General features: G+C 75.1%; 14 protein-coding genes and 1 pseudogene. 14 read left to right on the top strand and 1 reads right to left on the bottom strand.

Annotated elements, in window-relative coordinates; all coding sequences use genetic code 11:
- The first annotated feature begins 12 nt into the window (after positions 1–12).
- The 3 genes and pseudogenes from ACIOHG_RS32845 to ACIOHG_RS32855 form a co-directional block, all read left to right on the top strand.
- Entirely contained in the window at positions 13–264 is a 252-nt protein-coding gene (locus ACIOHG_RS32845; protein WP_400956055.1) for a DUF4244 domain-containing protein, read from the top strand.
- 76 nt (positions 265–340) lie between these two features.
- The gene (locus tag ACIOHG_RS32850) at positions 341–679 is read left to right on the top strand and encodes a TadE family type IV pilus minor pilin (RefSeq protein WP_400956057.1); all 339 of its coding nucleotides are present in this window, start codon (positions 341–343) and stop codon (positions 677–679) included.
- Between the two features lie 14 nt (positions 680–693).
- Positions 694–1,053: pseudogene (locus ACIOHG_RS32855) on the top strand (Rv3654c family TadE-like protein); the annotation flags it as partial.
- A gap of 150 nt (positions 1,054–1,203) precedes the next feature.
- Here ACIOHG_RS32855 and ACIOHG_RS32860 read toward each other — a convergent pair.
- Positions 1,204–3,564 carry a DEAD/DEAH box helicase gene (locus ACIOHG_RS32860; RefSeq protein WP_400956059.1) on the bottom strand — a complete coding sequence of 787 codons (2,361 nt, stop codon included), beginning with the start codon at positions 3,562–3,564 and terminating at the stop codon, positions 1,204–1,206.
- A gap of 223 nt (positions 3,565–3,787) precedes the next feature.
- Here ACIOHG_RS32860 and bldG point away from each other — a divergent pair, with 223 nt between their 5' ends.
- The 11 genes from bldG (at position 3,788) to leuE (ending at position 20,106) form a co-directional block, all read left to right on the top strand.
- Positions 3,788–4,129 carry an anti-sigma factor antagonist BldG gene (gene bldG, locus ACIOHG_RS32865; RefSeq protein WP_400707528.1) on the top strand — a complete coding sequence of 114 codons (342 nt, stop codon included), beginning with the start codon at positions 3,788–3,790 and terminating at the stop codon, positions 4,127–4,129.
- Positions 4,130–4,284: 155 nt separating this feature from the next.
- On the top strand, positions 4,285–4,695 hold the full coding sequence (locus ACIOHG_RS32870) for an ATP-binding protein (RefSeq protein WP_400956060.1): 411 nt from the start codon (positions 4,285–4,287) through the stop codon (positions 4,693–4,695).
- A 213-nt stretch (positions 4,696–4,908) separates the two neighbouring features.
- Positions 4,909–5,565 carry a small secreted protein gene (locus ACIOHG_RS32875; RefSeq protein ID WP_400956061.1) on the top strand — a complete coding sequence of 219 codons (657 nt, stop codon included), beginning with the start codon at positions 4,909–4,911 and terminating at the stop codon, positions 5,563–5,565.
- 181 nt (positions 5,566–5,746) lie between these two features.
- The gene (locus tag ACIOHG_RS32880) at positions 5,747–7,291 is read left to right on the top strand and encodes a methyltransferase (RefSeq protein ID WP_400956062.1); all 1,545 of its coding nucleotides are present in this window, start codon (positions 5,747–5,749) and stop codon (positions 7,289–7,291) included.
- Positions 7,292–7,487: 196 nt separating this feature from the next.
- Complete coding sequence (locus ACIOHG_RS32885; protein WP_400956063.1) at positions 7,488–7,997, top strand: DUF3592 domain-containing protein; 510 nt, start codon at positions 7,488–7,490, stop codon at positions 7,995–7,997.
- Positions 7,998–8,430: 433 nt separating this feature from the next.
- Positions 8,431–11,292 (top strand): type I DNA topoisomerase, encoded by a 2,862-nt coding sequence (gene topA, locus ACIOHG_RS32890; protein ID WP_400956064.1) that lies wholly within the window; start codon positions 8,431–8,433, stop codon positions 11,290–11,292.
- Positions 11,293–11,370: 78 nt separating this feature from the next.
- Positions 11,371–14,628, top strand: coding sequence for a dTMP kinase (tmk, locus tag ACIOHG_RS32895; protein WP_400956065.1), 3,258 nt, complete (start codon positions 11,371–11,373; stop codon positions 14,626–14,628).
- 185 nt (positions 14,629–14,813) lie between these two features.
- Positions 14,814–16,022: a DNA polymerase III subunit delta' gene (locus tag ACIOHG_RS32900; RefSeq protein ID WP_400956066.1), complete on the top strand. Its 1,209-nt coding sequence runs from the start codon at positions 14,814–14,816 to the stop codon at positions 16,020–16,022.
- 287 nt (positions 16,023–16,309) lie between these two features.
- Complete coding sequence (locus ACIOHG_RS32905; protein ID WP_400956067.1) at positions 16,310–17,398, top strand: hypothetical protein; 1,089 nt, start codon at positions 16,310–16,312, stop codon at positions 17,396–17,398.
- Positions 17,399–17,700: 302 nt separating this feature from the next.
- Positions 17,701–19,299: an alpha/beta hydrolase gene (locus ACIOHG_RS32910; RefSeq protein WP_400956068.1), complete on the top strand. Its 1,599-nt coding sequence runs from the start codon at positions 17,701–17,703 to the stop codon at positions 19,297–19,299.
- A 150-nt stretch (positions 19,300–19,449) separates the two neighbouring features.
- Positions 19,450–20,106, top strand: coding sequence for a leucine efflux protein LeuE (gene leuE, locus ACIOHG_RS32915; protein ID WP_400956070.1), 657 nt, complete (start codon positions 19,450–19,452; stop codon positions 20,104–20,106).
- Positions 20,107–20,155: the final 49 nt, after the last annotated feature.

Raw genomic sequence — 20,155 nt, forward strand, 5'->3', positions numbered from 1 at the left:
AGGACTTGTTCCATGAGGACGCTCTGCGTACCGATCCGTCCGACCACTGCGGCGCTCGCCGCCCGCAAGCTCGGCGGCTGGCTGCGCCACCGCTGCCGAAAGGTCGCGGCGGGCCCGCCGGACGCGGGCATGAGCACGGCCGAATACGCCATCGGGACGGTTGCCGCCTGCGCGTTCGCCGCCGTGCTCTACAAGGTGGTGACCAGTGGCGCGGTCTCCGGGGCGCTCTCGGAGATCCTCGACCGGGCCCTGCATGCGGTCTGAGCGGCGGCGGTCCGGGCACCGCCCGCCGTCCGGGCGCCGACGGCCGTCCGGGCGACCCAGGGCGCCGGACGCCGGCATGGTGACGGCCGAGACGGCGGTCGGGCTGCCCGCACTGGTGCTGCTCGCGGTGATGCTGACCTGGGGCGTGGTCGCGGCCGGTGCCCAGATCCGCTGCGTGGACGCGGCCCGGGTCGGTGCCCGGGCCGCCGCCCGCGGGGACACCGACGCGGTGGCCCGGGCCACCACGGCCGCCCCGCACGGCGCGAAGGTCCAGGTCGCCCTGGACGCCGACACCGCCCGGGTCACGGTCGAGGCCCCCTGCCCGGGCCCTGGCCGGCTCGCCGCGCTGCTCTCGGTGCGGCTCACCGCGACAGCGGTCGGCGCCCGGGAGGACGTACTGACCGGAGACGGATGAGAGGAGGGGCACGCATGCGCGCACGAACCGCCGACCGGAACGAGCCGGGGTCGGTCCCGCCAACTGGATTGTCGGAAAAGCCCGCTGATGAGGCATCGGACCGCGGCTCGGCCACGGTCTGGCTGGTGTCGTTCGGGCTGCTCGGGGTGGTGGTCTTCTCGGCCTGCCTGACGCTGGGCGCGGCGGTGGCGGCCCGGCACCGGGCCGAGTCGGCCGCCGATCTCGCCGCGCTGGCCGCGGCGGGGCGGCTGCTGCTCGACCCGGACGGCGGGTGCGGGCGGGCGGCGGAACTGACCGGGCGTCAGGAGCGGGCCGAACTGGTCTCCTGCACCACCGTCCCGGGGCAGGACGCGGTGGACGTGGTGGTCCAGGTGCCGGTCCACGGAGTCCTGCTGCCCCTCGGCCCGGCCCGGGCCCGCTCCCGGGCCGGACCGCTCTGGGCCTGGGGCGACGAGGCCGACGCCCCGAGGAGCCGGCCGGTGCCGGTCGCCCGCACCCGGCCTCCGGTCCTGACCGATGGCCCGTCAACTGGCGGAGGTCTCCCCGGCGGTGTCGGGCTTCTCCCGGGAGGCCGGGGCGTTGGCGAGCAGGACGGTGAGGAGGCGGACCGCGGCGGCCTTGTCCAGGGGTTCGTTGCCATTGCCGCACTTCGGGGACTGGACGCAGGACGGGCAGCCGCGCTCGCAGGCGCAGGCGGTGATCGCGTCGCGGGTGGCGGTCAGCCACTCGACGGCGCGGCGGAATCCGCGTTCGGCGAAGCCCGCGCCGCCGGAGTGGCCGTCGTAGACGAAGACGGTGGGCAGGCCGGTGTCGGGGTGCAGGGGCACGGAGACGCCGCCGATGTCCCAGCGGTCGCAGGTGGCGAACAGCGGGAGGAGGCCGATCGAGGCGTGTTCGGCGGCGTGCGCCGCACCGGGCAGCTGGTCGAACGGGACGAGCGCGTCGATCAGTTGGTCCTCGGTGACGGACCACCAGACGGCCCGGGTGCGCAGCGTGCGGGGCGGCAGGTCCAGCTTGCTCTCGCCGAGGACCTCGCCGGTGGAGATCCGCTTGCGCAGGTAGCCGACGACCTGGTTGGTGACCTCCACCGAGCCGTAGCCGAGCCGGGCCTCGCCCCACTCCTCGACGGCGTCGGTGTCCAGGATCGAGATCGAGGTGACGTCCCGGGCGGTGGTGGTGTACGGCGGGTTCGCGGGGGAGACCAGGGCGACCGAGGACTCCAGGTCGAACTCGCGGACCAGGTAGCTGCGGCCCCGGTGCAGGTGGACGGCTCCGGTGTGCACGGTGGTGTGCGCGGCCTCGGCGTCCACGGTGCCGAGCAGCCGCCCGGTGTCGGCCTCGACGATCTGCACGGGGCTGCCGCCGCTGCCGCGCAGGTCCACGCTGTCGGCGGCGCGCTCGCGGCGGGTCCAGTACCAGGAGCCGTCGGCGCGCCGGCGCAGCAGTCCGCAGCGCTCCAGCACCGGCAGCAGCGGCGCGGCGGAGGGGCCGAAGAGGTCCAGGTCGCTCTCGCCGAGCGGGAGTTCGGCGGCGGCCGCGCACAGGTGCGGGGCGAGCACGTGCGGGTTGTCGGGGTCCAGGACGGTGGCCTCCACGGGCGTGTCGAACAGCGCCTCGGGGTGGTGGACCAGATAGGTGTCCAGCGGGTCGTCCCGGGCGATCAGCACCGCCAGCGCGCCCTGCCCGTCGCGCCCGGCCCGTCCGGCCTGCTGCCAGAGCGAGGCGCGGGTGCCGGGGTAGCCGGCGATCAGCACGGCGTCCAGGCCGGAGACGTCCACGCCGAGTTCCAGCGCGGAGGTGGAGGCGAGGCCGAGCAGTCGGCCGGTGTGCAGGTCGCGCTCCAGGGCCCGCCGCTCCTCCGCGAGGTAGCCGCCCCGGTAGGCGGCGACCCGCTCGGCCAGCGGGTGGCCCAGCTGCTCCTGGGCCTGCAGCGCGACCAGTTCGGCGGCCCGTCGGGAGCGGACGAAGGCGACGGTGCGGGTCCCGTTGTGCACCAGGTCGGTGAGCAGGTAGCCGGTCTCGGCGGTGGCGGTGCGGCGGACGGGCGCGCCGTGCTCGCCGACGTTCTCGGTCAGCGGCGGCTCCCAGAGCGCGAACACCAGCGGGCCGCGCGGCGAGCGGTCCTCGGTGACGGCGGTGGCGGGCAGCCCGGTGAGCCGTTCCGCGGTGACGGCGGGTTCGGCGGTGGTCGCGGAGGCCAGCAGGAAGGTCGGCTCGGAGCCGTAGCGGGCGCACAGCCGCCGCAGCCGCCGCAGCACCTGGGCGACGTGCGAGCCGAACACGCCGCGGTAGGTGTGGCACTCGTCGACCACCACGTACTTCAGCGTCTTCAGGAAGGAGGACCAGCGCGGGTGGGCCGGGAGTATCCCGCGGTGCAGCATGTCCGGGTTGGTCAGCACGTAGGAGGCGTACTGCCGGACCCACTCGCGCTCCTGCGGCGGGGTGTCGCCGTCGTACAGCGCCACCCGGACCCGCTCGGGGACGAGTTCGGCGGCGCGCCGGCGCTGGTCGGCGGCGAGCGCCTTGGTCGGGGCCAGGTAGAGCGCGGTCGCGCCGCGCCCGTTGCGGGCCTCGGTGCCGGTCAGCAGGTCGCTCAGCAGCGGGGCCAGGTAGCCCAGCGACTTGCCCGAGGCGGTGCCCGTGGCGATCACCGTGGTCCGCCCGCCCAGGGCCAGGTCCATCGCCTCGGCCTGGTGCGCCCAGGGCAGCACCACGCCGAGCTTCGAGGCCGCCGCGACCACCTCCTGGCGGATTCCTTCCGGCCAGGGCGCATGGCCGGCCTCCCTGGCGGGCAGGTGCTCCGTATGGGTGAGGCGGTCCGACCTGCCGCGCTCGGTGGAAAGGCTGGCGAGCAGGGCCTCGGGCTGGTGGTGACGGGGCGGCATGAAGACCCAGTGTGTCACCGGCGTGACGGAGAATCGCTGTTAACCATCGTGCGGCCGTGGTCGCAGGTGGTTGAATGAAGCCCGTGACGGCCGCACGGCCGGGGGCCACGACGCCGAGGCTCCGACCTGCCGGTTCGCCGCGCCCCGGCCCTGCGACCGAGCGGTCGCGGCCCGCCGGGCTGATGGTCGCAATGACGTAGCAAGGCAAGGTGCTGGAGGTTCCGTGGACCTGTCCCTGTCGACCCGTACTGTCGGCGATCGCACGGTCGTCGAGGTTGGCGGCGAGATCGATGTGTACACCGCCCCCAAGTTGCGCGAGCAGCTTGTCGAGCTCGTCAACGACGGCAACTACCACCTGGTCGTCGACATGGAGGGCGTCGACTTCCTCGACTCCACCGGTCTCGGTGTGCTGGTCGGTGGCCTGAAGCGGGTGCGCGCGCACGAGGGCTCGCTGCGTCTGGTCTGCAACCAGGAGCGCATCCTCAAGATCTTCCGGATCACCGGACTGACCAAGGTGTTCCCGATCCACAACTCGGTGGACGAGGCCGTCGCGGCCAACGACTGACGTTCCGTCGGTCCGCCGTCCCCGGCGAATCTTCTCGATCGACCGACGCCGGTCGGCCGGGCCCCGTGCCCGGGCCGACCGGCGAGGTCGGTGTTCCCGCTTCCACCGTGCGGGCCGGTGCGTCCGGCGACGGTGAGCAACCCCGGAGGGGAGACATGGCAACCGTCGAACTTCGATTCAGCGCGCTTCCCGAGCACGTGCGCACCGCCCGGCTGGTGGCCGCCGCGGTGGCCAGACGGGCCGGGGTGGACGAGTCGGTGCTCGACGAGTTGCGGCTCGCCGTCGGCGAGGCGTGCTCCCGCGCGGTGGCGCTGCACCGGCGCAACGGCGTGGACGGCGCGGTCCGGGTCGCGCTGACCGAGCAGGAGAAGCGCTTCCTCATCGAGGTCGCCGACGAGGCCGGCCCGGGCGGTTCGGCCGACGGTGCCGCCGCGCCCGAGGACGAGGATGCGCTCGGCCTGGCGGTGATCACCGGCCTGGTCGAGGACGTCGAGGTCGGCAACGGCTCCGAGGGCGGCGTGATCCGGATGAGCTGGCCGATCGCCCCGGCGTCCGTCCCGGTCTGAGGCGCTCGCGCCCGCCCCGGCGGAGTGGCTCCGGCTCCGGTGGGGCGGCTCCAGCTCCGGTCGGCACCGTGACGCTTTTCACCGTCCGCCGCTGAGCTGCGCGGATGTTCCCGGCCCCCGTCCTGCCCGGCGGAAGGGCCCGGCCGGGCGTGTAGGTTCGCTGGCGATGCCCGGAGCCGGGTGTCAGCGACCGAAAGGGCCCCGGTGAACCCGGTGAAGAAGCGACTGGTGACCGTCTCCGCGCTCGGCGCGCTGCTCGCGCTCGCCGCCGTCGGCTGCTCCGCCGACGACTCGGCGAAACTCGACGGCTGGGCGAAGAACGTCTGCGACTCGGCGCGGGACCCGATCGCGCAGTCCCGGACGGCGCTGGCCGACACCGGGAACGTCAAGGACGGCGAAGCCCCCGCCGACCTGCAGAAGCGGCTGTCCGCGGACCTCGCCACCCTCGCCGCCACCAACCAGCAGCTGGCCGACGCCGTGCAGAAGGCCGGTGCGCCGAAGATCGACAACGGGACGAAGGTCCAGCAGGACGCCGTCAACGAGCTGAAGCAGGTGGCGCAGGGCTACCTGGACGCGCAGAAGAAGCTGGACGGGCTGTCCAGCGGCGACCAGGGCAAGTTCGCGGACGGCCTGCGCAGCGTCGGCGACCAGGTGCAGCGCCTCTCCCAGGTGTCCACCACCGCGCTGGGTGCCCTGCAGAGCGGCGACCTGGGCGACGCGATCAAGAAGCAGACCGGCTGCAAGGCCCCCGCGCCCGGTGCCGGGGCGCCCGCCGCCGACCCGTCCGGCTCCGCCGCGCCCGGCGGTGCGGCCCCGTCCGGCGCTCCGCAGCCCGCCGGCTCCGCCGCACCCTCGTCCGCCGCGAGCTGACGGCACGGGCTGACGGCACAGACAGACCGCGCGAACCGACCGCACGGGTCGGTGCGGCGGTTCGGCAGGGGCGGTTTCCGGCCGGACCGGGGCGGGAGTTGACGTCCCGTCCGGTCCGTCGGCCTGCCCGCCGGTGCGGGTGGGTGCCGTCGGGAGGCTCGTGACGGGGGAGAATGGCGGGGTGACGAACAGCCCCGTGCTTCCCGTACTTGACGCCGACCGGTCCGCGGAGTTCCGCGAGGCGCTGCTGAAGGCCTCCTTCACCGCCGACGGACTGCTCGACCTGCTCGGCCCGACCGCGTACGCGGCGCTGGCCCGCAGCGAGGCCGTTCCGGCGCTGCGGGCGACCCGGGGCGGGGCGCCGCTGGAGACGCTGGTGCGGCTGTTCCTGCTGCAGCAGCCCGTGCCGCGGGCCGCCGCCGCGGCGGCGCTGCCGGTCGACGCCCTGCTGGCCGACGGTTGGCTGGCGGCGGACGGCGAGCGGGTGCGCGCCACCGTGGACGTCCGGCCGTATGCCGACGAGGTCGCGGGCCTGCCCAGCGCGGACGCCTGGGTGGTGTCTGACCTCGGCTGCGCCGTCGGCGGCGCGGGCGGCATCGGCTCGGGGCGCACCGACGCCGGGGTCGAGCGGCGCGACCTGGTGCTCGGGGTGGGCGGGGCGTCGACCACGCTGGCCAACCTGACGGTGCGTCGGCCGGTGCGCGAGGTGCTGGACCTGGGCTCCGGCTCCGGGGTGCAGGCGCTGCACGCAGCCCGGCACGCCCAGCGGGTCACCGCCACCGACCTCAACCCGCGCGCCCTGCACTTCACCCGGCTGACCGCCGCGCTCTCCGGCTTCGCGCAGGTGGAGACCGCCGAGGGCAGCCTGTACGAGCCGGTCGGCGACCGGCGCTTCGACCTGATCGTCTCCAACCCGCCGTTCGTGATCTCCCCGGCCGGCCGGTTCACCTACCGGGACGGCGGGATGGCCGGCGACGAGCTGTGCCGCAGCGTGGTCCGCGGCGCCGCCGCGCACCTGGAGCCCGGCGGCTACTGCCAGCTGCTGGCGAACTGGCAGCACGTCAGGGGCGAGGACTGGCGCGACCGGCTGGCCGGCTGGGTCGCGGGCACCGGCCTGGACGCCTGGGTGGTGCAGCGCGAGGTGCAGGACGTCGCCCAGTACGCCGAGCTGTGGCTGCGCGACGGCGGTGACCACCGGGGCACCGAGTACGCCGCCCGGTACGAGGAGTGGCTGGACGGCTTCGAGGCCGCGGGGGTGGAGGGCATCGGCTTCGGCTGGATCGTCCTGCGGGCCTCCGGCGCCGCCGAGCCGGTGGTGCGGATCGAGGACTGGCCGCACCCGGTGGAGCAGCCGCTCGGTCCGCACATCGAGGAGTGGTTCGCCCGGCAGGACTTCCTGCGCGAGCAGGACGACGCCGGGCTGCTGGCCGCCCGCTACCTGCTCGCCGACGAGGTGGTGCAGGAGCAGATCGGCGAGCCCGGCTCGGAGGACCCGGAGCACGTGGTGCTGCGCCACAACCGGGGCATGCGGCGGGCCACCAAGGTCGACACCGTCGGCGCGGGCTTCGCGGGCGTCTGCGACGGCACGTTGACCGCCGGGGAGATCGTCGACGCGATCGCCCAACTGCTCGGCGAGGACCGGGAAGAGCTCCGGGAGCGGGTGCCCGAGTCGCTGCGGCTGCTGGTCGAGCAGGGGTTCGTCGAGCCCGTCCGGCCGGGCCGCTGAGCCCCCGCTGAGCCCCCACCCCGTCGCCCCGGCCCGGTGAGATCGGTCACCGGGGCGGGCCCGCCGGGAGGTCGTGTTCACCCCGCGGTCGCCCGGGCGTGGCCGGGTGGACGTCCCGGGGCCGCTGCGGGTTGTCCACCGGCTGCCAGGGTGGCTGTCCACAGGCTGTGGACGGTACGGGGCGGGGGAGGACCGGGTGGAGACGCCGACGGCACTGGTGGGCGGCGCGGTTCTCGCGGTCTTCGGGAGCGCGCTGCTGCTCTGGTGCGCCGTGGAACTGCGCCTTCGCCACCGGCTGCGCCGCTCCGGCATCCCGGCGACCGCCCAGGTGGTGGCCGATCCGGAGGACGGGGACGGAACGGACAGCAGCCCGCTGCTCTCGTACGCGGTGGAGCCCGCCGAGCCGGTGGCGGCCGCGGCGCGGAACGCCCACGGCCCCGTCCACGCGTTGCGGCCGACCGCGCTGCCCGGCGAGCCGGACCGGCCGGTGCTGGCCAGGCCGCGCGGGCATACCCCGCTGCGCCGTCCGGCGCGGCTGGCGCCGGGCACGGCGGTCCAGGTGGCCTACGACCCGCGCCGCCCGGACCGGGTGGTGCTGGCCGCGCACGAGGACCTGCCCGCGCTGCCCGCGGACCTGTTCTGGGCGCTGCTCGGCACCTCCGCGCTGGCCGGCGGGCTGACCCTGCTGGCCCTCGCCCTGCGCTGACGCCGCGCCGGATCCCGACCCGGACCCGCGCCGCACCCGCACCCGCACTGGACCCGCACCTGACCTGACCGAGACCGCGCCGGAACGCCCCCGCCGGGCTGTCGCGGACGGTCACTGCGGCCGGGCATCGTACCGCCGTTCGCACCACCCCGCCCGGCCGGTCGGAGCAGGTCGGGGCGGGGTCCGGCGGCCGGGCGGGGCCGGTCCTGCAGGGCCGCGGTCGGAGCGCGCCGGTCGGGGTTGCCCGGGAAAGACATGCCCGAACACCGGCCATCGGGTTACCGTTCGAGTGGCGTCGGTCGGCCTTGCCGGTGAAAAAGCAGGAACCGTCCGTTTGACAAGAGTGGCCGGGGTACGGTCACACTCCGCTGGTGGGGCCGTCGCGCTGCGAAGGCCCAGGAGCTTTGGTAACGACCTGGAGAGAAGAGCGAAGGTGTCCCCGAGCAGCGAGACCGCGCACGGCAAGCGACTCGTCATCGTCGAGTCGCCGGCCAAGGCCAAGACGATCAAGGGCTACCTCGGGCCCGGCTACATCGTCGAGGCCAGCGTCGGTCACATCCGCGACCTGCCCGGCACGGCCGCCGAGGTCCCGGACGAGTACACCGGCGAGGTGCGCCGCCTCGGCGTCGACGTGGACCACGACTTCGCACCGATCTATGTGGTGAACCCGGACAAGAAGTCCCAGGTCAGCAAGTTGAAGTCGCTGCTCAAGGAGTCCGACGAGCTCTTCCTCGCCACCGATGAGGACCGCGAGGGCGAGGCCATCGCGTGGCACCTGCAGGAAGTGCTGAAGCCCAAGGTGCCGGTGCACCGGATGGTCTTCCACGAGATCACCAAGGACGCCATCCAGGAGGCCGTGCGCAACCCGCGCCACCTGAACAAGCGCCTGGTCGACGCCCAGGAGACCCGCCGCATCCTGGACCGCCTCTACGGCTACGAGGTCTCCCCCGTGCTGTGGAAGAAGGTCATGCCGAAGCTCTCGGCGGGCCGCGTCCAGTCGGTGGCCACCCGGCTCGTGGTCGAGCGCGAGCGCGAGCGGATCGCCTTCACCTCCGCCTCCTACTGGGACTTGGTCGGCACCTTCGGCACCGGCCGCACCGCCGCCGACGCGGCCAACCCCGAATCCTTCGGGGCGCGGCTGGTCGCGGTGGACGGCAAGCGGGTCGCCACCGGCCGCGACTTCGGCTCCGACGGGCGGCTGAAGAACGCCGCCACCACCCTGCACCTGGACGAGCAGGCCGCCCGCGCGCTGGCTGCCGCGCTGCAGCAGACCGCGTTCAGCGTCCGCGGCGTCGAGTCCAAGCCCTACCGCCGCTCCCCGTACGCGCCGTTCCGCACCACCACGCTGCAGCAGGAGGCCAGCCGCAAGCTCGGCTTCGGCGCCAAGCGGACCATGCAGGTCGCGCAGAAGCTGTACGAGAACGGCTTCATCACCTACATGCGCACCGACTCGACCACGCTGTCGGAGACCGCGGTCAAGGCCGCCCGCGCCCAGGTCACCCAGCTGTACGGGGCCGACTACCTGCCGGACGCGCCGCGCACCTACGCCTCCAAGGTGAAGAACGCGCAGGAGGCGCACGAGGCGATCCGCCCGTCCGGCGACCGGTTCCGCACGCCCGCCGAGACCGGGCTGTCCGGCGACGACTTCCGGCTGTACGAGCTGATCTGGATGCGCACCGTCGCCTCCCAGATGAAGGACGCGGTCGGCCAGTCCGTCACCGTCAAGGTCGGCGGGCGCGCCGCCGACGGCCGGGACGCCGAGTTCTCCGCCTCCGGCAAGATCATCACCTTCCACGGCTTCCTGAAGGCCTACGTCGAGGGCGCCGACGACCCGAACGCCGAGCTGGACGACCGCGAGCGCCGGCTGCCGCAGGTCACCGAGGGCGACCCGCTGGCCGCCGAGAAGCTCACCCCGGAGGGCCACGCCACCAAGCCGCCGGCCCGCTACACCGAGGCCTCGCTGGTCAAGGAGCTGGAGGACCGCGAGATCGGCCGCCCCTCCACGTACGCCTCGATCATCGACACGATCATCAACCGCAAGTACGTGTTCAAGAAGGGCACCGCCCTGGTGCCCTCCTTCCTCTCCTTCGCCGTGGTCAACCTGCTGGAGAAGCACTTCGGCCGGCTCGTCGACTACGACTTCACCGCGAAGATGGAGGACGACCTCGACCGGATCGCGGCCGGCCAGGCCGAGTCCGTGCCGTGGCTGAAGCGGTTCTACTTCGGCGCGGGCGAGGCCGGTGCCGTGGTGGGCGGCGCCGCCGACGCGGGCAACGGCGACGGCGACCACCTGGGCGGTCTGAAGGAACTGGTCACCGACCTCGGCGCGATCGACGCCCGGGAGATCAGCTCCTTCCCGGTCGGCGACGGCATCGTGCTCCGGGTCGGCCGCTACGGCCCGTACGTGGAGCGCCCGGCCGCCGTCGAGGGCGAGACCGGCCAGCGCGCCGACGTCCCCGAGGACCTGCCGCCGGACGAGCTGACCGTCGAACTCGCCGAGGAGCTGTTCAACCGGCCCAGCGGCGAGCGCGAGCTCGGCACCGACCCGGTCAGCGGCAACCCGCTGGTCGCCAAGGCCGGCCGCTTCGGCCCGTACGTCACCGAGGTGCTGCCCGAGGGCACCCCGAAGACCGGGAAGAACGCCGTCAAGCCGCGCACCGCCTCGCTGTTCAAGTCGATGGACCTGGACACCGTGACGCTGGAGGACGCGCTGAAGCTGCTCTCGCTGCCGCGCGTCGTCGGCACCGACGCCGAGGGCAACGAGATCACCGCGCAGAACGGCCGCTACGGCCCGTACCTCAAGCGCGGCACCGACTCCCGCTCGCTCACCAGCGAGGAGCAGCTGTTCGACATCACCCTGGACGAGGCGCTGGCGATCTACGCCCAGCCGAAGGCCCGGGGCCGGGCCGCCGCCGCGCCGCCGCTGAAGGAGCTGGGCAACGACCCGGTCAGCGAGAAGCCGGTGGTGGTCAAGGACGGCCGGTTCGGCCCGTACGTCACCGACGGGGAGACCAACGCGACGCTCCGCAAGGACGACGAGGTCGAGACGATCACCCCCGAGCGGGCGTTCGAGCTGCTCGCCGAGAAGCGCGCCCGCGGCCCGGTGAAGAAGACGGCCAAGAAGGCGCCCGCGAAGAAGGCCACCACCGCCAAGAAGACCGCCGCCAAGACCACGGCGGCGAAGAAGACGGCGGCCAAGAAGACCGCCGCCAAGACCACCGCGGCGAAGAGCACGGCGGCGAAGAAGGTGGCGGTGCCGAAGGGGGCCGCCGGCGCCCCGTCCGAGGAGAGCTGACGGACACTCCGTAACGGGCCTGTTCGAATCTGGGCAGGCCCGTTAAGGCCGGGGCCGCGCACTCGCTACGCTGACCGTATGACGAGCGAGCAGCCGCCCACCCCCGCAGGCAACGCCGCCCCCGGCCTCCCCGAGGTCGCTCCCGCCGGGACGCCCGGGGAACGGGCCCGCGCGCTGCTGCGGCTGCGGCCCTACCGGAAGCTGTGGACCACCCAGCTGCTCGGCGGCACCGCCGACCGGCTGTCCGTGCTGGTGCTCGTCCCGCTCACCGTGGTGGCGGCCGGGCTCGGCGGCCAGTTCGGGCACGGCTACCGCGCCCTCGCGTTCGCCGTCGCCGCGCTGTTCGCCGCCCGGCTGCTCGCCACCGGGCTGATCGGTGCCGCCCTGCTCCGCCCCGTGCACGCCCTGGTCGGCGGCCGGATCGACCGGCGCTGGGCGCTGCTCGGCGCGGACCTGGTCCGGGCCGTGCTGATCGGCCTCGCCCCCTGGTGGACGGTCTGGGCGCCCGGCTCGGCGACCTGGGTGCTGCTCGGCTCGGTCTTCCTGGGCGGTGCCGCCGACCGGGTCTGGAGCATCGGCAAGGCCGCCGCCGTCCCCGCGCTGCTGGCCGTCCCCGAGCAGCCCGGCCCGCCCGCCGCCGCCTCGCTGGACGCCGTCCGCACCCTCGACCTGCGCACCGGCTGGGCCGCCCTCCCGCTGGCCGCCGGCGGCCTGATCGCGCTGACCCTGGTCAACAACGTGCTCGCCGCGGTCGGCCTGCACGGCCTCCGCACCCACCAGCTGGTCTGCGCCGCGCTCGGCACCGCCGTGCTGTTCCTGGTCAACGCCGGGCTGCTGTACTTCCAGGAGCTCCCCGCCGGGGCGGCCTCCGCGCCGCGCTCCCCGCTGCAGGGCCTGCGGGCGCCCACGGACTCCACCCCCGGCCCGTCGCTGAAGAAGGGCCGCACCGGCTCCGCCCCCTACTTCACCTTCTCGATCGCCGCCGCCTACGCCTCGATGGCGGGCGTCGCCTCGCTCGGCCTGCTCACCGCCGGCGAGCACCTGGCCGGTCCGATCGGCTACGGCCTGCTGGTGCTCGCCGCGGCCGGCGCCCCCGCGCTCGGCATCCGGCTCAGCCGGGCCACCCTGCCCGGCCTGTCCCGGCGCCGCCTGCTGGCGCTCGGCCTGGTCACCGCCGGGGCCGCGCTGATCCTGGCGGGTCTGGTCCTCGACTTCGTGCTGGTGCTGCTCTTCACCGTGCTGGCCGGCCTGGCCGCCGGTGTGGTCATCGCCACCGGCCGCGGCCTGCTCGCCCAGGAGATCGAGGAGATCCGGGTCGGCAAGGTGGTCGAGCACCTGTACGCCGTGCTGCGGCTGGTGGTCGCCGCCGCGCTGGTCGGCATGCCGCTGATCGCCGCCGGCTACGGGCAGGTCGTGGTCGGCACGCCCGGCACCGGGAGCTTCACCTTCATCCACGGCGGCGCGGCCCTCGCGGTGGCCACCGCCGGACTGCTCACCCTGGTGCTGGCCGCGATCGTGCTGCTGAAGACCGACGACCAGCGCGGCGTCGTCCCGTTCGGCCGGGAGCTCGCCCAGGCCGTCCGGGGCCAGGCCGAGGTCGCCCCGCACCGGGTCGCCGGGCAGGGCTACTTCATCGCCCTGGAGGGCGGCGACGGCGCCGGGAAGTCCACCCAGGCGCAGGCCCTCGCCGAGTGGATCCGGGCCAAGGGCCACGAGGTCGTCCTCACCCGCGAGCCCGGCGGCTCCCCGATCGGCCAGCGGCTGCGCGCCCTGGTGCTGGACGTCGGCAACACCGGCCTCTCGCACCGCGCCGAGGCGCTGATCTACGCCGCCGACCGGGCCGAGCACGTCGAGAACGTGATCCGGCCCGCGTTGGAGCGCGGCGCCGTCGTCATCACCGACCGCTACATGGACTCCTCCATCGCCTACCAGGGCGCCGGGCGCGACCTGGCCGCCACCGAGGTCGCCCGGATCTCCCGCTGGGCCACCGGCGGCCTGGTGCCCGACCTGACGGTCGTGCTGGACGTCGACCCGACCGCCGCCCGGGACCGCTTCACCGAGGCGCTGGACCGCCTGGAGTCCGAGCCCACCGAGTTCCACCAGCGGGTCCGCTCCGGCTTCCTGGCGCTCGCCGCCGCCGACCCCGCCCGCTACCTGGTCGTCGACGGCTCGCAGGCGCCCGCCGTCGTCACCACCTCGATCCGGCACCGCCTGGACCGCGAACTCCCGCTCTCCGACCAGGAGAAGGCCGCCAAGGCCGAGCAGGAGCGGAAGGCCCGCGAGGAGGCGGCCCGGCGCGCCGCCGAGGCCGAGGCCGCCCGCAAGGCCGCCGAGGAGGCCGAGCGCAAGCGCCTCGCGCTGCTGGAGGAGCTCCGCGCCGAGCAGGCCGAGAAGGAGCGGCTGGCCGCGGCCGAGGCCGCCGAGGTCCGGGCCGAGGAGGCCCGGAAGGCCGCCGAGGTCGCCCGGCTCGCCGCCGAGGCGGAGGCCGCGCGCCGGGCCGAGGAGGCCGCGAAGCAGCGCGCCGCGGAGGAGGCCCGCCGGGCGGCGGAGGCCGAGGCCGCCCGCAAGGCCGCCGCCGAGGAGGCCGCCCGGGTCGAGTTCGCGCGCCAGCGCGAGCTGCAGCGGGAGGAGCAGCGCCGACGCGCCGAGGAGGCCCTGCAGCGGGCGGAGGAGGCCCGGAAGGCGGCGGAGGCCCCGGCCGGGACCGGGGCCGGGACGGAGATCGTGACGGAGACCGCGGTGGCTGCCGAGGCTCCGGCCGCGTCGGCGGTTGCTGAGGCTCCGGCCGCGTCGGCGGTTCCGGCTGCTCCGGCTGCTCCTGTTACTCCGGCGGTGTCGGCCGCGGAGGAGACGGCCGTGCTGCCGAAGGCGGTCGAGGAGACGGCGGTGCTCCCCAAGGTGGAGGAGACGGCGGTGCTGCCGAAGGTCGAGGAGACCGCAGTGTTGCCGAAGGCGGAGGAGACGGCGGTGCTGCCGAAGGTCGAGGCCGGGCCGGAGCGGTTGGCCGCCGGGGCGAAGCGCGGCGGGTCGGAGGCGGAGAGCACCCGGGAGCTGCCGAAGCCGTCGCTCGACGGGACGGCGGAGCTGCCGAAGGTGCAGGACGCCGCCGGGCGGGTGCCGCAGGGCCTGTTCCGGGACGAGGACGACTCGGCCCGCACCCGTGAGCTGCGGCCCCGGCCGGACTGGGCGGAGGAGACCCCGATGGACGACCTGCCCAGCCTGACGGACAGTCTGCTCGGCTCCCGCGAGGAGTGGGCCCGCTGGGAGGCGGAGGAGCCGCAGCCCGAGCAGCAGGAGGAGCAGCCCAAGCGGGGCTGGCGCCGGCGCAAGGACTGACGCGGCCGCGTGCGCGCGGACGGCGGCGGGCCGGTGGTGCGGGGTTCCCGGGCCACCGGCCCGCCGCCGTCCGGTGGTGCTTCGGTGTTGCGGTGCTTCGGGGCCGTGGTGCCGTGGTGCTGTTCGCGGGGGGTGTCCCCGGGCGGCGTTAGGCTCGTCGGGGTGACGGCGAGGAGGAGCGCGGCGTGAGTGTGTGGGACGACCTGGTCGGCCAGGACCGGGTGGTCGAGCAGTTGCAGGCCGCGGCGCGGGCGGCCCGGGCGACGGCGGCGGCCGGGCGGGGCGAGGCCGTGGCGGGCGCGAACGCCTCGCTGATGACGCACGCCTGGCTGTTCACCGGCCCCCCGGGCGCCGGACAGGTGACGGCGGCCCGGGCGTTCGCGGCGGCCCTGCAGTGCGTCAGCCCGGACCTGGAGCTGGGCGGAACGCCGGGCTGCGGGTTCTGCGACGGCTGCCACACCGTCCTGTCGGGCAGTCACGCGGACGTCAAGCAGGTCCGGACGGACGGCCTGTCGATCGGCGTCGGCGACATGCGCGACCTGGTGCTGCGGGCGTCGAGCTACCCGACCGGCGGGCGCTGGTCGGTGATCCTGGTGGACGCCGCGCACCGGCTGACCGAGTCGGCGGCGAACGCGCTGCTGAAGGGCGTCGAGGAGCCCTCGCCCCGGACGGTCTGGCTGCTGTGCGCGCCGTCGGTGCAGGACGTGCTGCCGACGATCCGCTCGCGCTGCCGTCTGCTGGTGCTGCGCACGCCCCCCGCGGACGCGGTGGCGGACATGCTGGTCCGGCGGGACGACGTCGAGCCGGCGGCCGCCCGGATCGCGGCGCTGGCCGGGCAGGGCGACATCGACCGCTCGCGGCGCCTCGCGGTGGACGAGCAGGCCCGGTCGCGGCGCGCCGAGGTGCTGCGGATCCCGCTGGAGGTCGGCGACATCGGCGGCTGCCTGGCGGCGGCGCAGCGCCTGGTCGACACCGCGAAGGCGGACGCCGAGGCGTTGGCGGAGACCCAGGACGCCAAGGAGACCGACGACCTGAAGGCCGCGTACGGCGCGGCGGAGGGCAGCCGGGCGCCGCGCGGCATGGCCGGTGCGGTGAAGGAGCTGGAGAAGCGGCAGAAGAGCCGGGCGACCCGGACCAGGCGGGAGACGCTGGGCGTCGCGTTGGGCGACCTGCTGGGCTTCTACCGGGACGTGCTGGCCCTGCAGTTGGGCGCTGTCGGGGCATTGTCGAACGAGGACCAGCGGCCGGCCCTGCAGCGGCTGGCCGGGGAGGGCGCCCCCGAGAACACGCTGCGCCGGATCGAGGCGGTGCTGTCCTGCTGGCGGGCGCTGGACCGGAACGTGGACCCGTTGCTGGCGGTCGAGGCGATGACGGTGGCGCTGCGGGCGGGCTGACGGGGCGCGCTCCTGACGAGGCGCGATCCTGACGGGGCGTCGGGCGGCTGCCGGGCAACTGATGGGCGGCTGCTGGGCGGTGCTGCTGACGTGGCGTCAGCGTGCTTGGATCTGTGGGTTCATGGGGCGGTCGGCGGTGGACGGGGCGTCGGCCGGTCGCTCGTTCGAGTGAACGTGGGGAGTCGCCCGTACCTGCCGGGGGTCGGGGGGCGCGCGGTTGTGCACCCTGTGCACTGACCGCGCGTCCGCGTCCGGCGGCCGGTCCTTCCCCGAGGTGGTGCGTCCCCATGCCCCGTTCGCTCCTCGTCCTGTTGTTGCTGGTGGCCGCAGTGGCGGGCAGTTGGCTGGCCCGGTCGGCGATGCTCCGTTGGCGGGACCTGCGGGCGGCGCAGACCTACGAGTTGGCGGCGGAGGCCCGGCCGGTGCTGGTGCGGGCCGGGGCGGCGGCGCTCTGCCTGACCTGCGTGAGCGCGCTCGGCGTGGCGGTGCTGCTGGGGGAGCGTCCGGGGCGGGGCGCGGCGCAGCAGGCGGTGGCGGCGGTCGGGGCGGCGGAGCGACAGGCGGTGGCGGGCAGTGCGGACCGGGCGGCACCCGTGTCCCCGTCCCCGTCCCCGTCCGCGCCGGTTTCGGTGTCGTTCGGGAGCGTGGGCCGGGCGGCCGGCGGGGAGTTGCTGCAGGGTGCGGTGCCCGGGCCGGACGGGCGGGCGCGGACGGTGCGGGTCTGGCTGCCCGCCGAGTACGGGCAGGACCCGGCGGCCCGGTTCCCGGTGATCGTGCTGCACGCCGGGACGGCCGGGCGCACCGCGGACGCCGACCTGCCGGACGTCTTCGACGGCGTGGCCTCGGCCGTGCAGCAGGGCAAGTCCCGCCCGTTCGTGGTGGTCGCCCCCGAGGCGCCCAGCGGCACCGGCCACCCCTGCGACCTGGTCGCGGCCGCCCCGCAGGCCGTCGCCGACGACGCGGCGCTGCGCACCGCCGTGGGCGCGGCCTTCCGCACCCTGCCGGCCGGCCCCGGCGGCTGGAGCGTCCTCGGGGTGGACGCCGGTGCCCCCTGCGCGGCGGCCGCCGGCCTGGCCCGCCCCGACCTGTACGGCGCGGCCGCCGCGGTCTCCGGCCGGTACGACGCGAAGGCGCTGGCCGGGGCGGCGGCCGAGGCCCCGGGGGCGGTGACGGCCCGGCTGCTGCTGGCCTCGGCGAAGCGGGACGGCGACGCCTCGGCCTCGGCCCAGGCGGTGCAGTCGGCGCTGCGGGACGCCCGGTCGCGGGCCGAGGTGCGGACCTCCGACGTGGTGCAGGACTACACGGCGGACCGGGAGCGGCTGCGGCTGGTGCGGGTCGCGGTGCAGTACCTGGCGGAGAAGCTGGCCAAGCCGTGAGCGGTGGGTGCGGTCGTCCAGCGGCGGCAGGGGCGGTCAGAGGCGGTCAGGGGCGGTTGGGGGTGGTCAGAGGCGGTCGGGGTGGTCGCGGTGGTCAGGGGCGTTAAGGGTGCGGCCGTTCGGCGGGGCGGGTTGGTGCGATCGGCGGTGTGATGATCGGCCGGGCGGGGGTGGGTGCGGGGCGGCCAGGACGGGTGTGCGCGGCGGGTGCGGCGGTGGCGACTAGGCTCGGCCCTCCCGGTGTCGGCCGGGGCCGTCGGGCTGGCAGGGCCGGTCCGCGCCGAGGGGAGAGGACCCAACTGATGAGAGTCGCCCGCACCGGGCTGGTGCCCGCCGCCGCGCTGGTGGCCGTGGCCTCGCTGCTGCTCGCGGGCTGCACCTCGGGCCATCCGGCGCCGGGCGCCGCCCCCGGCAAGTCCGCCGACAGCCTGCCCGGCGCCTCGTCCTCGCCGGCGGCCGGCGCGACCCCGTTGGAGCCGCTGCCCGTTGAGCCGTCGGCCGCTCTCGCCCCTTACTACGCCCAGCAGTTGAGCTGGAAGGCGTGCGAGTCGGACTTCGAGTGCAGCACCTTCAAGGTGCCGCTGGACTACGCGCACCCCGGCGACGGCCACGACGTGGTGCTGGCCGCGATCCGCCGCCCGGCGGCCGACAAGGCGCACCGGCTGGGCTCGCTGCTGCTCAACCCGGGCGGCCCGGGCGGCTCCGCCGTCGAGTACGTGCAGAGCATCGCGGGCCGCTACGACTCCGGCGTCCGGGCCGGCTACGACCTGGTGGGCTTCGACCCGCGCGGGGTGGGGAAGTCCGCGCCGATCACCTGCCTGGCCGGTGACCGGATGGACACCTACACCGCCACCGACCTCACCCCCGACGACCGGGCCGAGACCGACGCCCTGGTGGCCGTCGACAAGGAGTTCGCGGCCGGCTGCGCGAGCAGGGCCGGCGACCTGCTGGGCCACGTCTCGACCGTCGAGGCGGCCCGGGACATGGACGTGCTGCGGGCGCTGGTGGGGGACCGGAAGCTCAACTACGTCGGCAAGTCGTACGGCACCTTCCTGGGCGCCACCTACGCCGGACTGTTCCCGAGCAAGGTCGGCAAGGTGGTGCTGGACGGCGCGATGGACCCGTCGCTGGACGCCGCGGCCGGCAACCTGGCCCAGGCCGGGGGCTTCGAGACCGCCTGGAAGGCGTTCGCGAAGGACTGCGTCAAGCGCAGCGACTGCCCCGTCGGCCGCACCGAGCAGGAGGCCGGGGACCGGCTGACCGCGCTGTTCAAGAAGCTCGACGCGCAGCCGCTGCCGACCGAGGAGACCCGGCCGCTGACCGAGGCGCTGGCGCTCACCGGCGTGGCCCAGGCGATGTACGCCGAGGCGCTCTGGCCGTACCTGCGCTCGGCGCTCACCACCGCCCAGGCCGGTGACGGGAGCGGGCTGCTGAAGCTCGCCGACCAGTACTACGGGCGCTCCAAGGACGGCAGCTACGAGAACCTGATGTTCGCCAACATGGCGGTCAACTGCCTCGACCTGCCCGCCCCGTTCGCCGACCCGGCCGGGGTCACCGCGGCGGTGCCCGCGTTCGAGAAGGCGGCGCCGCACTTCGGCCGGGACATGGCCTGGATGGCGCTCGGCTGCGCGTACTGGCCGGTCAAGGCGACCGGTGCCCCGCACACCGTCCGGGCCGCCGGGGCCGACCCGATCCTGGTCGTCGGCACCACCCGGGACCCGGCCACCCCGTACGCCTGGGCGAAGTCGCTGGCCGGGCAGCTGGAGTCCGGGCGGCTGCTCACTTACGAGGGCGACGGTCACACCGCCTACCAGCGGCGCAACACCTGCATCGACGACTCGGTCAACCGCTACCTGCTCGGCGGGGAGGCTCCGGCCAACGGGAAGGTCTGCACCGACTGACCGACCGGTCTTTCGGCCAGGCTGTCCGCCTGCTCGCCGGGACTGTGTCCGATCAGTCATGTCAGGAGTGTCCACGTACGAAGGGGCTGGCAGCTACCATGGCGCAGCCCCTTCGGCGTACCCGCTCCCGCCCGCCTCCTGGAGACCGCAGTGCTCGGAGTCCACGACCTGGCCACCTACGTCCTCGGCGCACTGGTCATCGTCCTGCTGCCCGGACCCAACTCCCTCTACGTGCTCTCGGTCGCCGCCCGCAAGGGCGTCCGCACCGGCTACCGCGCCGCCTGCGGTGTCTTCCTCGGCGACCTCGTCCTGATCAGCCTGACCTCGCTCGGGGCCGCCTCGCTGCTCCGGGCCAACCCCGCGGTCTTCGCGGTGGTCAAGTTCGGCGGCGCGGCGTACCTGCTCTGGATCGGCCTCGGCATGCTGCGGGCCGCCCGGCAGATGTGGCGCGAGCGCGCGCAGCCCGCGGCGGTCGCGGCGGAGGACGGCGCGGCCGGCGAGGACGCCGAGCGGCCCTTCCGGCGGGCCCTGGTGATCAGCCTGCTCAACCCCAAGGCGATCCTCTTCCTGCTCTCCTTCTTCACCCAGTTCGTCGACACCTCCTACGGCGCCCCGGCCCTCTCCTTCGCCCTGCTCGGCGGCGTCCTGCAGACCTTCTCCTTCCTCTACCTCTCCCTGCTGATCTTCACCGGCACCACGCTCGCCACCGCCTTCCGCCGCCGCAAGCGCCTCTCCGCCGGCCTCACCTCCTCCGTCGCCGTCCTCTTCGCCGGCTTCGCCGCGAAGCTCGCGGTCTCCTCCGCCTGACCCCGGCCGCCCCGCGCCCCGTGCGGATCACCTCCGGAAACTGTGTAGA

The organism is Kitasatospora sp. NPDC088134, assembly GCF_044741705.1.
Lineage (GTDB): Bacteria > Actinomycetota > Actinomycetes > Streptomycetales > Streptomycetaceae > Kitasatospora.